This is a genomic window from Sporomusa acidovorans (assembly GCF_900101845.1).
GTDB classification, from domain to species: domain Bacteria; phylum Bacillota; class Negativicutes; order Sporomusales; family Sporomusaceae; genus Sporomusa; species Sporomusa acidovorans.
The window spans coordinates 42,893-59,238 of sequence record NZ_FNAM01000013.1; the positions used below are offsets into that span (position 1 = coordinate 42,893).

16 protein-coding genes are annotated in these 16,346 nt (G+C 47.5%); 2 read left to right on the forward strand and 14 right to left on the reverse strand.

The genetic code is table 11. From position 1 onward, the window contains the following. Positions 1-80: 80 nt before the first annotated feature. Together BLR65_RS10900 and BLR65_RS10905 are read left to right on the forward strand one after the other, a co-directional pair. Complete coding sequence (locus BLR65_RS10900; protein ID WP_093794217.1) at positions 81-401, forward strand: carbohydrate-binding protein; 321 nt, start codon at positions 81-83, stop codon at positions 399-401. 197 nt (positions 402-598) lie between these two features. Beyond that, positions 599-1,045, forward strand: a complete 447-nt coding sequence (locus BLR65_RS10905) for a hypothetical protein (protein WP_093794218.1) — start codon at positions 599-601, stop codon at positions 1,043-1,045. 26 nt (positions 1,046-1,071) lie between these two features. Here the strand turns inward: BLR65_RS10905 and BLR65_RS10910 are convergent, their stop codons facing one another. The 14 genes from BLR65_RS10910 to BLR65_RS10975 all read right to left on the reverse strand — a co-directional run bounded on the left by BLR65_RS10910 (position 1,072) and on the right by BLR65_RS10975 (position 15,918). Beyond that, positions 1,072-1,998, reverse strand: a complete 927-nt coding sequence (locus tag BLR65_RS10910) for a DMT family transporter (RefSeq protein ID WP_169716728.1) — start codon at positions 1,996-1,998, stop codon at positions 1,072-1,074. 203 nt (positions 1,999-2,201) lie between these two features. After that, positions 2,202-3,287 (reverse strand): ABC transporter ATP-binding protein, encoded by a 1,086-nt coding sequence (locus tag BLR65_RS10915; RefSeq protein ID WP_093794220.1) that lies wholly within the window; start codon positions 3,285-3,287, stop codon positions 2,202-2,204. Continuing rightward, positions 3,238-3,987 carry an ABC transporter permease gene (locus BLR65_RS10920; RefSeq protein WP_093794221.1) on the reverse strand — a complete coding sequence of 250 codons (750 nt, stop codon included), beginning with the start codon at positions 3,985-3,987 and terminating at the stop codon, positions 3,238-3,240. Before BLR65_RS10920 ends, BLR65_RS10915 begins: the two co-directional genes overlap by 50 nt. A gap of 12 nt (positions 3,988-3,999) precedes the next feature. After that, a complete protein-coding gene (locus BLR65_RS10925) occupies positions 4,000-4,881 on the reverse strand; it encodes an ABC transporter substrate-binding protein (RefSeq protein WP_093794222.1) in 882 nt (293 codons plus the stop codon). Positions 4,882-4,935: 54 nt separating this feature from the next. Next, on the reverse strand, positions 4,936-6,873 hold the full coding sequence (locus BLR65_RS10930) for a molybdopterin biosynthesis protein (protein ID WP_093794223.1): 1,938 nt from the start codon (positions 6,871-6,873) through the stop codon (positions 4,936-4,938). 12 nt (positions 6,874-6,885) lie between these two features. Next, a complete protein-coding gene (locus BLR65_RS10935; protein WP_093794224.1) occupies positions 6,886-8,124 on the reverse strand; it encodes a molybdopterin molybdotransferase MoeA in 1,239 nt (412 codons plus the stop codon). A 2-nt stretch (positions 8,125-8,126) separates the two neighbouring features. Continuing rightward, positions 8,127-8,324 (reverse strand): hypothetical protein, encoded by a 198-nt coding sequence (locus tag BLR65_RS10940; RefSeq protein WP_093794225.1) that lies wholly within the window; start codon positions 8,322-8,324, stop codon positions 8,127-8,129. A 27-nt stretch (positions 8,325-8,351) separates the two neighbouring features. Continuing rightward, positions 8,352-8,675, reverse strand: a complete 324-nt coding sequence (locus BLR65_RS10945) for a thiamine S protein (RefSeq protein ID WP_093794226.1) — start codon at positions 8,673-8,675, stop codon at positions 8,352-8,354. A gap of 350 nt (positions 8,676-9,025) precedes the next feature. Then, positions 9,026-9,259 carry a MoaD/ThiS family protein gene (locus BLR65_RS10950; RefSeq protein ID WP_093794227.1) on the reverse strand — a complete coding sequence of 78 codons (234 nt, stop codon included), beginning with the start codon at positions 9,257-9,259 and terminating at the stop codon, positions 9,026-9,028. A gap of 177 nt (positions 9,260-9,436) precedes the next feature. Beyond that, complete coding sequence (locus BLR65_RS10955; protein ID WP_093794228.1) at positions 9,437-11,176, reverse strand: aldehyde ferredoxin oxidoreductase C-terminal domain-containing protein; 1,740 nt, start codon at positions 11,174-11,176, stop codon at positions 9,437-9,439. A 326-nt stretch (positions 11,177-11,502) separates the two neighbouring features. Then, positions 11,503-12,936 (reverse strand): HesA/MoeB/ThiF family protein, encoded by a 1,434-nt coding sequence (locus BLR65_RS10960; protein WP_093794229.1) that lies wholly within the window; start codon positions 12,934-12,936, stop codon positions 11,503-11,505. Between the two features lie 317 nt (positions 12,937-13,253). Next, entirely contained in the window at positions 13,254-13,745 is a 492-nt protein-coding gene (gene mobB, locus BLR65_RS10965) for a molybdopterin-guanine dinucleotide biosynthesis protein B (RefSeq protein WP_093794230.1), read from the reverse strand. Between the two features lie 118 nt (positions 13,746-13,863). Further along, positions 13,864-14,100, reverse strand: a complete 237-nt coding sequence (locus tag BLR65_RS10970) for a MoaD/ThiS family protein (RefSeq protein ID WP_093794231.1) — start codon at positions 14,098-14,100, stop codon at positions 13,864-13,866. A gap of 90 nt (positions 14,101-14,190) precedes the next feature. After that, entirely contained in the window at positions 14,191-15,918 is a 1,728-nt protein-coding gene (locus BLR65_RS10975; protein ID WP_093794232.1) for an aldehyde ferredoxin oxidoreductase family protein, read from the reverse strand. Between the last annotated feature and the right edge of the window lie 428 nt (positions 15,919-16,346).

The window sequence follows — 16,346 nt, forward strand, 5'->3', positions numbered from 1 at the left end:
TCAAAAGATAGACATATCGTAAAACGCTTGCACTTATGAAACCAACAAGTCCAGGCTAAAAAGTATAAGGAGGAAATAACATGCTCTTTAAAGCCAACAGCAACGAATATTTAGCGAACAGTGTTATCATCAGCCCCACTAATCCGCGTCCAGGGGAAGACGTAAAAATCTGCTATAACGGATTACTGCCTAAAAGCGGGGCGTCCTGCATTCACGCCCATATCGGCTATGGCTTCGAGTGGCAAAATGTTCAGGATGTACACATGACTCAAACACCCTCCGGTTTTGAGGCTACGGTTACGGCAAATAACCATGACACCTTATGCGTCGCCTTTAAAGATCCCGCCAACAATTGGGATAATAACAACGGCTTGAATTATAATTTCAACATTCATCAGTGATTGCATGAGCCTGCCACATCCGGCAGGCTTTTCTCTTACGCATTTCAACTACACCGCAGAGTGGTTATAGGCAACTGAAAAATGGGAAGCACGTAAACTTTTTGCAGGAATTAACAGTTTTTTAAAGAAAATGATAGGGGTATTATAGTTGCTTGCAACTAACAGGCAATAGACATACAGATCCACGGGAGAGGGCAATGAAGAAACTTGTTATTTGGATATTGACTTTAGCAATCGCATTACTGGCAGGCTGGGCAATCAAATCCCTTTATTTTTCTCATTCTGTGGAAACGTCTGTTCCCGCGACAATCACTCCCCCACCGCCTGCTCCTGTCGAAGACAATACAGGTATACAAGAACCAAAGCCCGAAGAGCCCGCTTTAGAAAATGAAAACACCGAAGAACGACAATTGAGCCCAATGCGTATTTCCCCTGAAAAAACACAAACGCCGGCAGATCCTCCGGTAGACTTATCCAGTCAGACAATGTCAATTAAAAAAGAACAAAAGAAAAGACTGGAAATTGCGCCAGGTGTCAAAGTAAAAAGTGGCGGTATCGATATTAGCCTTGATGAGGAAAATACAAAAACGCTGGAATTGAGACCAAATGACCAAAATCAAATTCTATATAAACAGAAATTCTAAATGAAACAGAAACCCACTTTCCAGCTTTAAGCCAGGAAGGTGGGTTTCTGTTTAGCGGGCTGGCTTTTACTTTGTGTTGTAATAAACACGCCGGCAATGGTTAAGGCCATACCGATTACATGATACGCCGATATTGTCTCGCCATACAGGAGGACGGCAATCCATAAGGCATTTACCGGCATCAGATTAATATAAGCCGAAGCCTTAGTCGCCCCACTGCGCTGAATACCCCAGTTAAACAATAAAAATGCCACAACGGTTGCAAATATGGCAAGATACAGGATTTCCAGCATCGTCTGATTGGAGAGATGTAACGTTTTATGCCACTGTCCCTCCGTGATAACGGACACCAGCAGCAGCATGCCTGCGCCCAATATTGTGGAAACCGATGTTACTGCTCCCGCCCCCATTGTACGCGTAACTTTTTTTATTAACAGCGTATAGGCAACCCAGCTTGCAACTGCGCCAAACAGGCATTGTTCCCCTACACCAATTGACATTTGGCTAAGTATGCTGAAATCGCCTTTGCTGACAACAAAAGTGACACCGATTAACGACAGGATTACGCCAACGGCGGTACGCAGATTGCGCGCTTCCCCCATAAAAAGGCTGGCAATGCATGCCGTAAAAACCGGATTGACCACAATGACCAGCGCGCCCGTGATTGCCGATGTATACTGCAGTCCGGTTGCAAAAAAATAATTATACAAAAAAACTCCGGTTGCCCCCAGTGCCAGTAAACTAAAGAAATTCTTCCGGATTGGCGCCCATTCCAACTCCCGGCGCCATACGCTCCATAGCAGCATAAGCAGCCCGGCAATAAGGAATCGGAGTGCTGACGCGGTTAACGGCGGCAATTCCGTAAGCACATGTTTGGTTGTACCAAAGGCGCCACCCCAAAACAAGGGAACCAACAATAGGATGATATAGGTTTTTCTAAGGCTCAGTTGCATAGTAACTCTCCCCCCATTGCGTTTACAAAAGAACCATTTCATGGAATCCGCTTATCATTGGGGATTACCACGAAATGGTTCACATTTTTTCCTTACCCATTTATAATAATCAAAATGTGCAATTCTGTCACTATCTTTTTAGCTAATCTTCCAGATCGCTTAATTAAGACCGGTAACATTCAACCCTCGGGTGAAGAATTTCTTCAGACAACCTCATACAAATTGCATTCCTTGGGATTAAAGGCTATTCTAAGCTGCCTCCCGATCGACACTCTGTCAACCGCTTGTTCCCGCGGTATCCGCATTGTCAGGGTCACTCCCTTAACCTCCACCATAACGCGATACATGCCAATGCCCGGCACGATCTGCCAAACGCTGCCTTCCATGACTATCAGAGCATCATACGCCGACGCTCGCTGTTCATCCAAAATAAATATAGCGTCTCCCGGCAGGCAGCACAGCGCCGCCGTCGGTACAGCAATCTCTCCCTGCCAGGAAAATCGTATACCGTTATCCAATTGCACCATAATATCACTACCTTGCTGTGCCACTTGGCAGGGTAATATATTATCCATCCCAATCAAACCCGCAATTGCCGCATTTACCGGTCGACGCAAAATTACCTCAGGCGTATCATCTTGCAAAATACGGCCGTCCTGCAAAACAATAGCCCTGTCAGCAAAATACAAAACATCATTAAAATTATGGCTTACTAATATGACCGTAGTTCCCCGTTCGACCGCGATCTGCCTCAATTCCGCCAGCAACGTATTGCGCGTCGGTGAATCAAGGGAAGCAAACGGCTCATCCAATAGTAAAAGTTCCGGCTTGTAGACCAGCGCCCGCGCCAAGCAAACCCGCTGGGCTTCGCCGCCGGACAAATTACGAGCCATCCTGTTGGCCAAATGGGCACACTGAAACTCATTAAGGACCTGATTCACGTCAGCATTTATCGCACGCTCATTCATGCCGCGAAACCGTAACGCCAGCGCAACATTGTCAAATACCGTATTATCCAGCAATAACGTCTCCTGAAATACCATCGCCGACCGTCGACGCAAAATAAGTTTATTGGTTCGCGCAACATCCTCTCCAAACAAGACCATGCGGCCGGTATCATACGGCAGTTGCATATTGATCAGTTGTAAAAGCGTGCTCTTTCCCGCCCCGTTAGGTCCGATGACGGCAATCATCTCACCCTCGTCGACAGATAACTCTCCAATCGATAATATCTGCCGTTTATTGCGAACCACTTTTACATCCGTTATTTCCAGCACCGCTTGTCTCATACCGCTCTCGCTTTCCGCTATTTTGCAAATAGGTTAATAAAACCACTATCCCATAAACAACAATCAACAAAACAAAACTAAGAGCCAAAGCAATGTCATAGTTGCCTTTGCCCACTTCCATAACCGTAGCGGTAGTAAGCACCCTTGTTTGCCCCTTAATATTGCCGCCTACCATCATGGATGCGCCAACCTCCGAAACTATACCGCCAAATCCCGCCATAACCGCCGCCAATAGACCTAATTTAGCCTCTTTGATTAATAGCCAGTTAGCCTGCCACTCCGTAGCGCCAAGCGATAATAATTGCAAGCGCAGTTTGGGATTAAGCCCGCCAATTGCCGCAAAACTGAGACCGGCCACAATGGGGCCGGCAATAATGGCCTGGGCGATGATCATCGCCCAGACCGTATACATGAATCCCAACATCCCCAATGGGCCATATCTCCACAGAAGCAAGCTGACAAATAAGCCTACTACCACCGGCGGCAGCCCCATCCCAAAATTAATCAGGCTGAGACAAAATCGCTTGCCGGGGAATTCCCGCAACGCAAGCCACAAACCTATCGGAACCCCGATCGCCACACTGAACAAAGTCGCGAAACCGGACACCTTAACGGTTAACGCAGCAACCTCATAGACCTCGGCATCGCCGGTTGCCAGCAAATATAGCGCTTGCATAAACCCAGAGAAAATACTATCCATACGTAAATCCTCTTATAAACCGAAATCTTTTTCCGTTTTGCCGGCGTCTGCGAAAAATAACGCTTGTCCGTATTTATCCTTGCCGAAATTACCGATTATGTCTTGCCCTTCGCTTGACAGGATAAACGCACTAAAGGCTTTCGCGCCCGCATGATTGGCTTTGGCAAACTTTTCAGGATTCACTTCCATAACATGATAAAGATTCAGCAGCTTCGGATCGCCTTCGACCATGATGTCTAACGCTAAATTCTTCTTTTGGGCTAAATATGTAGCCCGGTCGGTCAGCGTATATCCTTTTTTCTCGTTAGCAATGGCCAGCGTTTGCCCCATACCGGCACCCGCTTCCTGGTACCAGTTCCCGGTTGGCGCAATCCCGGCCTGTTTCCACAACTTCTGCTCCATTTGATGCGTACCTGACTTGTCGCCACGCGAGATAAACGGTGCCTGGGCCTTGGCGATAGCCGTCAGTGCCGCAGTAACCGTCTGCCCTTTAGTATGGGCGGCATCATCGGCAGGACCGACAAGGATAAAGTCATTATGCATAACCATAAGGCGATTCATAGCCGCACCGCTTGCAACGACTTTCTTCTCCGCATCGGGCGCATGTACCAAAAGCACGTCCGCCTCGCCCTTTTCCCCCATAGCCAGGGCTTGGCCTGTGCCAACCGCAATGGTTTTTACCTTATAGCCCGTCTTTTTTTCAAAAGCAGGTATCAGAACATCAAGTAAACCGCTGTCCTGCGTGCTCGTCGTAGTCGCAAGGATTACATCCTGAACCTGGGGTTTAGCCGGTTCCGGAGAAGCCTTGTCCGGTTTTGTCCCACAGCCCGCCAGGCCAACAAGCATTAAGCAAATAAACAGTACTGCGAAAACTGACGTATTTTTGTTATGCATCTTCCTATCGCTCCTTTTTTTAAATTGCATCGCCTGCCGTTATCCTTTTATCAACTAAAATGCTACCCGTTCGCCGGCCTTGGATAAGTCATAGCCGCCAAGTGCTTCCACCTGCTGCCGAAACTCCGGTGATTGTAATATCCCGATAATTAGCGCAAGCCTTTCATCCTCAGGCGAAAAATTTAAAATAAGATCATACTGCTCCTGCGCAACCGGAATAAAGTCCAATCCCAGCGCTGTAGCTGCGGCCCGTATTCCCATGCCGGTGTCGGCAGCCCCCCCGGCGATTGTGGCCGCAACGGCCATGTGGGTGCTGACTTCCTTATCATAACCGGCTATATTGCCAGGCTCCAGCTCCAGCTGCCGCAGTTGATAATCCAGCAGCATCCTTGTACCGGCGCCTCGCTGGCGGTTTACATATTCGACATCAGGGCGCACTAAATCCCGGAGACTCTGAATCCCTTTGGGATTGCCCGGCAGCACCATCAGACCTTGATCCCGCATAGCCAGATGGACCAGGCACCAAGACCCGTTATTCGTTAAATAGCGCTTTACAAACGGCACGTTAAATTCGCCGCTACCTTCATCAAGCATATGGATGCCGGCGATATGCGCCTCGTTATTGCGGATCGCCATGATGCCCCCCATACTGCCGACGTTTGCACAGGACAATGCCAGGTTTGCCTGGCGGCCTAAAAATACCCCCAGAATTTCAAGAGCAAGGTCATGGCTGCCGACCGATAAAATATTGTTGCCGACCGAGCATTTGCCAAACAGACTTATCGGGGTTACGGTTCCTGCTGCCAAACCGTCTTTTGTCTCATTTATGACCAGTGTTCCCTGGGCTTTTGTTAATGAACTGATTAAACCGGCGCCGCGACCTAAAGGCGCAGCGACAGTTTTTCCCTGAACCTCGCCCAATGATACTCTTACATATTCCTCCACACCAATATGTGAATAAACTTGTCTGGACACAGCAGCCGCGACGGTTTCCACCTGTGGCCGCGGAAGTTTCTGCCTGGCAAACAGCACGTTGCGCACAAACAATTCAGCAGTCAGCATCGCCGATACGGAATATCCCGGAAGCCCGATAACCGGTTTTCCCTGACAAATAGCCAGTACTACCGGCTTGCCTGGTTTAATGGCGACACCGTGCACCAATACTTCCCCCAACTCAACCAGTATATCGGCGGTGAAGTCTTCCGTACCGGCGGAAGTTCCGGCATTAGTAATCACCATATCGCTGACTTGCAAACTGTCAACAATCGCTTCTTTTATTTGCTGATAATCGTCGCAAACAATCGCGTGGCGATTGGGGACGCCGCCCCAGGTAGTTACCGCCGCACATAACATATGGGAATTAACATCCAAAATGGTCCCCGGCTTTAGTTCCCGGTGAGTGGCGACTAACTCGCTGCCGGTAGGAATAACGGTTACTTTCGGTTTTGCGACTACTTCCACACTGTCTAATCCCGCGGCAAGCAAAGCGGCAATATCCGCCGGGGTAATAACATGATGTTCCAGCAGTACCATTTCATTGGTCACAATATCTTCGCCAATAACACGAACATGCTGCCAGGGCGCGGCCGCCGCAGTAATAGTGGCATACCCCTCGGAAAAGTGTACATCCTCTACCATAATTACCGCATTGGTGCCTGCCGGCATTACGTCGCCGGTATCAACAATATAGCAGCCTGCGTCGGCAAAAGGCTCATCACTTTTTAGCACAACTAATTTCCGGGGAGCGGTTTCACCCGCGCCGAAAGTATCCTGTGCCTTTACGGCAATTCCGTCCATCGCCGAACTATTATAATGCGGTACCGACTGCCTGGCGTACACGCACTGTGCGGTTACACGCCCTAATGCCTCGCCGGCACTTACCTGCTGTACAGGCAAACCGGAAAAATAGCCGATAGCGGTAAGCTTATCCCACCATATCCTTTCCGCCTGCTGCCGGGGCAGACAGTGCAAATACGCTTTTCCTTTATGCAAAATGCCTCCTCCTTACGGTTTGGTAATTAAATTTACCTGCACGATTTCCTCACTATACAAACCGCCCTTGTCTGCCGGAATATGTACAATGCCGTCAGCCATTGCCATTGTGCTAATTAGTCCTGATTTTCCCAGAATCGGTTCAGCCCGGTATTCATTGGCTTTTTTCACTAACCGGACCCTGATAAAATCATCTCTGCCCGGAACGGAGGCCATATTACGCGTTAGTCGGGCCGGTATTGTATATACATTTCCGGACTTTTGACCAAGAAGTGCCTGAACTGCAGGTTTTACAATTTGTCCACAAACTGTCATCGCCGCTACGGGATGCCCCGGCAAACCAAATACCGGTACTTTGCCAATCATGCCAAAGATGGTGGGTTTGCCCGGTTTCACCGCCATTCCATGAAATAATACATCCTGGTTTCCTAATTCCTGTATAACTTTAACTGTATGATCTCTCGCCCCGACTGAACTTCCTCCTGAGATGACGACCAGATCGCTTTGCAGTATGGCCTGGGACACGGCTGTCCGCAACTCTTCATATTGGTCTTGTACAATCCCGTAACGCCGCACCAGGCAACCGGCTTCTGCAAGCATTGCCGCCAATGCATAGGAATTAATATCACGTACTTGTCCGTTCACCGGGGTGCAAGCTACATTGACCAGTTCATCACCGGTAGAAATAATGGCAACATTAGGCTTTCGCCGTACCGGCACTTTCTCAAAGCCACAAGCGGCCAACGCACCAATGTCCTGCGGCAAAATTTGCTGTCCCTGCCTCAGAATGCAGTGCCCTTTGCTGATATCTTCCCCTTTCAAAACGACATTTTCCCCCGGGGCAGCCGCTTTGAGAACCAGCAGACTGTTATTGTCAGGCCGTTCTGCATGTTCCAGCATAACAACAGCGTCCGCTCCCGCCGGCAGCATGCCGCCGGTTGGTATCGTTACAGCCTGTCCCGGTTGCAGTTGAACACAGGTTTCCTGTCCCATGGCCACTTCACTTACAATGTCAAAGAGTGCCGGCACACCCTCGCTCGCGCCAAATGTGTCTGCACTTCGCACTGCAAAACCATCTACCGTCGACCGGCTGAAAGGCGGCAAGTCCTCTTTACTGACAATATCTTCGGCGGCAATACGCTCAAAAGCCTCGTCCAAAGATACTGGCTCACTCGCAACGATACGCCCTGCTAACGCGTTCATCAACAATTGCTTGGCCTCTTTTAGAGATATACAGGTAAAATACTCCATTATTACCGCTCCTTGTACTTGCCAAAACACCCTAACTGACAGTCGCTTATTTTAATCCCGGCTGCTTCAACCGCCTTACCGATCACACGCAATGAAACACCTGCCGACTCGGCTAACTGATGAGCCTCCGCACAAGTTAGCTTTCCGTTTTTCGCTAAATCTATTAGTTTATTTTTCAGTTCTTCGTTCACCGTTTTCATAACCGCAACCTCCCTGTAACGGATTGGCTATTTTCGAACAAAATTATATTTATTTCCCTGGTTCTTTGAATAAAAACCCAGAGCCATGCGGTAGGGACCCGGACAGCCGGGAGGTACAAAAGCTACCCGGTCACCTGCATGAATAGGATAGTCTAATGATTGTGCGAAGCCATTGACAAAAATTATTTCAATTTCCTCCAGGGGAATCTCCAGTTTTTCAGCCAGACCGGTGCCGGTAGTAGGTCCTTCTAAATCAATGATTAAAGGACTGGGCCAGTTTCTATCCTTAAAATATTTATATAAATGCAGAAATCCCCGCACTTCAATGGTTTTTCTATCTTGTTCCGGCATTTTATCCCTCCTTGCGCGCTGATCTTGGATTCAAAGCACAAACTAAAAAAACAGGACGGAGGTTCTACAATATTTAGAATATGCAATATTAGGAAAACTCAGCCGTCCTGCCTTTTTTATTTATCTTTTCAATTCTATTTTACTATATGATAATAAATAGCACTACCTCTTTCTATATATTCCGCATTAAAGAATTTTGCAGGCACAGGCAGATGGTGTATTGACAACGCTCCACCACTGGCGTTTGACTTCCGCTTTTGCCAAGTTACACCATCCGCCTGCACAAATCTTTAGCACGTTGTATACAGCGTTAAAAAAAAAAGGAATATTTCGCTTACTTTTTTCTGCGCTTATCCCCCGCCTACCGGCGGAAACAACCCGATGCGGTCACCACTATTTACTGTCCTATCAAGGTCGCATCCCACACCGTTTATCATAATCAGATGAATTTCCGCCGGATCAATTTTCATTGTTTCCACTAAATCAAGCACAGTACTGCCGTCAGGCACATCCACTATTATTACTCCATTGGGAATTGTCGTATAACGCCGCAAGGTGGCATATAAACGTACTTCCACTACCATCGTAAAGCGCCTCCTAGAGTTTTTTAACGAAGGTACTTTTAGTATTAGCCCAAAAAGCCGGGCTTAAGCCCGGCTTTTTGCTGATCAAACAGAATGTATCACTGAATTCTGTTGACCTAAATGCAAACCATCGGCTAACGCTTTCGCCAAAGGCTCGGCGTTCCCGGATTTTATAATCTAGAAATTGAATACCTCGTCGATTTCTTCGGGAGTGAAGTCCCAAACAGCATTATGCGGCGGGCAAGGTTCGTATTCGAAAAATTCAGGCAGGCGGTCGTGAGCATTCGTAAACCCGGCTGCTGCATTGAAGGCCCGTTCAGCCTTAAGAACCGATTTTCCGAGAGCGGTTACATCGTCAGCAGTCAGCGCCAGATCATAACGCGCATTAATCATATCGACCAGCGCATTAAAGCCTTCGGGAATATCCAAGATAGCAAACGCAATAAAGAGACACATACCGGTACTATCTACGGCGGCAGTGGCAATCTGCAGATTGCGGGAGAGCTCTATCTGGCCTTCCTTCTGCAGCGGATCTACATAACCGCCAACTTTCAGGATATTGGTAGCAACACTGTAACCGGACGTATGATCGGCTCCCATCGGCGTGGTGGCATATGTCAGGCCGACGCCTTTTACAGCCCGCGGATCGTAGGCCGGGATAGCCTGATCCTTAACAACCGGCGTGCGGAACAGGCCGCAAACCTTGCCGACAATCGCGGCGCCCCCGCCAATAATCCGGCCGAGCGGAGTAGGTGTCGCAATTTGCTTGACAGCATCCAAAGCCGCTTTGCCATCACCCCAGGGGAGCAGCCCGCCTTCGATAGCCGTTGCGATAGCAACAGAAACGTCGATAGAATCTACGCCAACGTCATCCATCGCCCGGTCAAGATATGCAATGTCATCCAAATCCTGAATACCGGCGTCAGCCCCAAGAGCCCATACCGTTTCATACTCAAAGCCACTGGTAATATATTTGCCGTTTTTGTCAGGATACCATTGTGAACAACGAATGATACAGCCGGCATGGCAGCCATGGGACACTTTGCCGTCGCCGCCACGCTCACTGATCGTGGCATTCATGGTTTCGCCGGAGATTTTATCATTCCAGTCAATGCGGCCGGCAGTAAAGTTTTTAGCAGGCAGGCCACCGGCTTCGTTTAAAATATTAACCAACACATCTGTGCCATAGGCGGGTAAGGCTTGTCCGGTAACCGGATGAGAAAGCAACGCCTTGGCAAAAGCTTTGGCCGCGGCCTTGAATTCTTCCGGTTTTGCAATCGTAACTCCGGGCGCGCCGGTATCATCGACGATAATAGCCTTTACCTTCTTGGAACCCAGCACGGCGCCCAGTCCGCCGCGACCGGCACTGCGAATATTGCTTTCAGGATCTTTGAAAGAAATATTCGCGGTAGGCAGACGGTACTCGCCAGCCGGTCCTGCCAGCGCAATGCCCACTTTGGCACCGTATTTTTCATTCAAAACTTTAATGGCTTCATAGTTGCCGCAACCGCCAAGGATTTCCGGCGGAGCCTCCTCAATGATTATACCCTTCATATCAACTTTAATGATAAAAAATTTGTCTTCTGCGGGCATTCCTTCAATAACCAACGCCTTGATGCCCATTTTAGCCAGCTTCTGAGAAAAGCTTCCCCCGCTGTTGCTTTCCTTGATCGTACCTGTCAGAGGACTCTTGGCCCCTACCGAAATCCGGCCTGACTGCGCAGCATTCGTGCCGCTGAGGAACCCGGGAGCAAAAATCAGCTTGTTGTTTTTCCCCAGAGGATGGCATGTCGGCTTGACTTCGTCATTAACAAAGTTGGAAGTCAGTGCCCGGCCTGCTAGGCCTGCGTACTTCTCCGGGGTATCACTTGTTGTAACTTCCTTGGTTGTCATGTTTACACGGATAAACTTGTTCATAAACTCCCCTCCTACAGTGATTTTTTACGAAAAAGAAGCACTCAATAATCCTGTATACCTCTTTTTTGCGTCTTGGCAGACTCGATAATGGCATCACACCTATGCTTAACTCCCGGTGCGAAAATAGACAAAGGAAGCCCGTAAAAACGGACTTCCTTTGCGCAATGGCTGGCACGAAAATTCCTTTCCGTACCCACGTTTACCATCACCTAGCTGGTGATGATAACTCGGAACTCTTATCATGATATATTCGCTTAAAATTTATTTATTCCTGCTAAAATCTCTTAATATTTGCGCTTTTTTGATATATTTTTTAAAATAATTGTCTAAGGACAATTTGTCTCATCAGCTTTATCCGGACAGATAAATTCATATTCCTGGAGTTCACGGATAGCAGGATCTGTGCCACATAACGGGCAAGCGCTGTTCCTGCTCAATTTTACCGTGCAGAATTCAGAAAATAATCCATCGAAGAAGATCATTTTATCACTTAAAATATGGCCCTCACCGGTTAAGAGTTTAACCGCCTCGGCTGACTGAATAAAACCCATAATCCCCGGTATTGGTCCGAGCACACCTGATTCGGCACATGACGGAATACTGCCGTCAACCGGGATATCGGGAAGTGTACAGCGATAACATGGTCCTTGTTGGGGCAAAACGGTCCTAAAAGTACCGTCAAAGCGGATTACACCGGCATCAATGAACGGCTTTCCCGCAAAAAAACAGGCATCATTTATTAAAAAGCGGGTAGGAAAATTGTCTACGGCATCAATGACAACATCATAACCGGCAATAGTATCAAAAACATTCTCTTTATTGAGGCCTGTATGGTAGCAATTGATCGCAATAGCCGGATTTAGGCGTTTTAAAAACAGAGCGGCAGAGGCTACCTTGGGCATGCCAATTCTTGACCCGGAATGAAGTATCTGGCGGTTAAGATTGCTTATCTCGACAGTATCATAATCGACCAGACCGATTGTGCCGACACCAGCTAACGCCAGCGCATAAGCGGCAGGAGATCCCAGTCCGCCTGTCCCCACTATCAGCACTTTGCGGTCTGTCAAATTAACTTCCGGACATTCTTCCGGACTAAGGCTACACAGTTCCGGCAGCTTATGTGCAAGCTCTGCATCGCCAACTTTTGCGAATTCCATGGATAAAAGACTGAAATAGAGAAAGTCAGGAATTACGGTCCCAATGCCAAGTAATAATTTAATTGCTTCCATCACGCCCAACGCACTTAACACACAATTTGAGAATATCTCCCCATTTGTCGCATTAGCAAGCGACGCAAGCTCCCATTCCGCCAGCGTGTCGCTTAACTTTGTCAACAGGAAATGCAAGCCCCCGCCGTCACCAGCTACCTGCATTCCTCCTTTCCAGCCCCGATAGAAAGCTAGTACAGAAGGTACCCGACTGCAACAAATCAAGTCTTGTTTGTTGCTAATAAATTCCGGTCGGCCTAAAAAGATGCGAAGGTCACTACGGCTGCCGTCCGAACATTCAATAGAAACATCATCATTCAAATCATGTATCTCGGCGGCAAGCCCCTCAAACCCCGCGGGTTCATCAAAATGGCAGCAAATATGGCCTATACCTGACGCCGCGAGATAGTAGACGGCCGCAGCGCTATCATTTACCGTTTCCCCGCAAATAAAAACCGATGACTCCAGCAGTTTTTTCTGCCCTGGACCACTGATTTCAGGAATAAGAATATGCCTTAAATACCGGTTTATTTGCTCCCGTTCAAGTATCATTTATATTGCCTCCCGCGCAGAATTTACCGGGCGTGACCCGGCTGTTAGCCGTATGGGGACAGATTGAAAAATAAACAAAAGAAGCCCGTAGTCAACGGACTTCCTTTGCACGATGGCTGGCACGAAAATTCCTTCTCGCACCCACGTTTACTATCACCTGGCTGGCGATGAGTAACTCGGAACTCTTATCACACATATATATACAACGTGTTAAAGAATTTTACAACATCACCCGCCTGTGCCTGCAAACTCTTTAATGCTGAATATATAGATTCGCTGTTTATTTTTTCGTGTTCTCAATACGAATCGGGGAGCGCCTATTGAGGATTAATCATTCTGGTCACCAAAAAATCAGCCATGTCTGACGCATCTTCCAAAGAAAAGCAGGGCACATCTTCATATACCTTAACATCTGAAGCCATAGCCAGCAATTCTTCTTTGCTACAGAGAGGAGTGACCGAAGTTTCCTGCCGGAAAACTTCTATTTTTATCTTACTCTCCCGTTTATACCCCTCTGTAAAAATAATATCCACACCGTCAATATAACCAATTACTTCGTCAAGCAAAAGCTCCTGCTCGACTTTTTTAATCATTGCCATTTTTTGCGGAGATGAAATACAGACAATATCAGCACCTGCTTGTGCATGCCGCCAAGTGTCTTTTCCAGGTTTATCAATGTCAAATCCATGAACATCATGCTTAACGGTAGCAACCTTATAACCGCGCCGCTTCATTTCACTAATTAATTTTTCCAGATAAGTAGTTTTACCGCAGCCCGACTTACCCACAAGCGAAATTACTGGTATCATGCATAATTCCTCACTTAATTTTTAATATTCTGCTAAATCTAGTACTATTATAAACGTAAACAGGAACAGTGTCTATATTCTTTTCTGTACACAACAACTGGATAAGTTTGTATCAACTTTACCCCCCACCTACGGGTGGGAACAACCCAACTCGGTCACCATTATTTAGTCTTTTTTCAAAGTCACACCCAATACCGTTTACTATAATCAAATGAATCTCCGTTGGATACAGATTGACCTTTCGCACTAAATCAAGCACAGTGCTTCCATCAGGAACATCTACTGTTATTACACCATTAGGACTTGCCGGCGTATAACGCCGCAATGTAGCATATAAACGTACTTCCACTACCATACAAATCCCCCTTTATCCGGACGGTATCAAAAGAAAAAAAGAATACAGCCACAAGTAACAAAAAGCCGGGCTTAACCCGGCTTTTCGCGACTAGAAATTGAATACCTGATCAATTTCTTCGTCGGTGAAATCCCAGGTAGTGTTATGCGGTGCGCATTCTTCCTCGAAAAACTCCGGTAAACGGTCGTCAGCGTTGGTAAAGCCCGCTCTTTGATTGAAGCCCCGCTCTACCTTGAGTACGGACTTGCCGAGATCAGTCACATCGTCGGCGGTAAGGGATAACCCGTACTGAGCATTGATCATATCGATCAATGCACTAAAACCATCAGCAATATCTAAGATCGCAAAAGCGACAAACAGGCACATACCCGTGCTGTCAACCGCCGCAGTGGCAATTTGCAAGTTACGGGACAGCTCTATATTCCCCTCTTTTTTCAGTGGGTCGACGTTGCCTCCAACCTTAAGGATGTTGGTAGCAACCGCATAACCGGAAGTGTGATCGGCTCCCATCGGCGTGGTGGCGTAGGTCAGGCCCACTCCTTTAACCGCCCGCGGGTCATAAGCCGGAATAGCCTGGCCCTTTACAACAGGAACCCTCGCCACCCCGTAAACACGACCTACAGTAGCAGCGCCACAACCCAGAATCCGCCCCTGGGGAGTGCCCTTGCGAATTTCTTTAATCAATTCCAGGGCAGCCTTGCCGTCTCCCCAGGAAATGACGCCAGCTTCCATCAAAACCCCTATGGCCACAGTAATATCAATTGAATCGACCCCAACGTCATCGCACTCACGGTCGGCCTCGGCAATGAGGTCAAGATCGTTAATCTTGGCGTTGGCTCCCAGAGCCCAAATAGTTTCATACTCAAAACCACTGGTAACATATTTGCGTTCCTTATCAACATAATGCTGAGAACAACGAATGACGCAGCCGGCATGGCAACCGTGCGAAGGCTTGCCGCCACGTTCTTCCATGATCGCGGTCATAGTTTCACCACCAATATCGTTGGCCCAGTCGTTCCGGCCACGACGAAAATTTTTCGTGGGAAGCCCACCGGCCTCATTCAATATATTAACCAAAATATTAGTTCCATACCTGGTTAGGCCCTGGCTGGTTACCGGATGCGTTGTAAGAGCCTTGGCAAATCTCCGGGCAGCACTTCTAAAAGCATCCGGGTCAACAATGGATACACCGGGAGCGCCACTATCATCAATCACAACGGCTTTAATCTTTTTGGAACCCATAACAGCACCCAGGCCCCCACGGCCGGCACTGCGAATATTGCTTTCGGGGTCGGCAAAAGAAATATTGGCTGCCATCAATTTCATTTCTCCGGCCGGGCCAATAATAGCCACACCGGCTTTAGCACCATATTTCGCCTGTAGAACTTTAATAGCTTCGTAATTTCCCATGCCCATGATTTCATCCGGAGCACTGTCGATGGTTACACCATCCATAGTTACTTTGACAACAAAAAATTTGTCTTCTGCCGGAATTCCCTCAAACGCAATCGCTTTGATGCCCATCTTGGCCATCTTTTGCCCAAAGGTACCACCCGTATTGCTTTCCTTAATCCCCCCTGTCAGCGGGCTCTTGGCACCACAGGAAAGCCGGCCGGAATTGGCAGCATTGGTGCCTGTAAGAAACCCAGGTGCAAAAATTAGTTTATTATTTTTTCCCAACGGATGGCATGTTGGCTTAACCTCATCGTTGACGAAATGAGAAGTCAGTGCTCTTCCTGCAAAACCAGCGTACTTTTCCGGCAATTCGCTGATTATAACTTCCTTAGTTGTCATATTTACACGAATAAATTGATTCATAATCCCACCCCCTATTTTTCGCTGTCTGTACTTTCCAAAGCATACTTAAGAAATTACTAATTCTTTGCTGTTATGGCCCCTTGAAATGCAATTATGTTGTGACTTGCACAATAATCCTATATTTACTATAATAAATAAACAGCGTAACTGAAGAGCCGTTCAAGCTTAAGTCCGGCTTGTATGCCAGGATATGCTTGCTTACAAGCTGCCTTATTGTATTTCTTGCAAATTTAATGCCAAGTATTTGAAAAAACATAAGCTTTTGATTCCTGTTAAAGGAAGGCCATTAACGCCTAACTCTTATTGCGCAAAAAAATAATAGGCTACCTTTTACTCAACTCTCAGTGTATCATCAGTGTCATGTCAATGTCATTTTTGTGGTACATTTATGTGACACTGATGATACATCGAAGCAGGCTTCCTTCCCT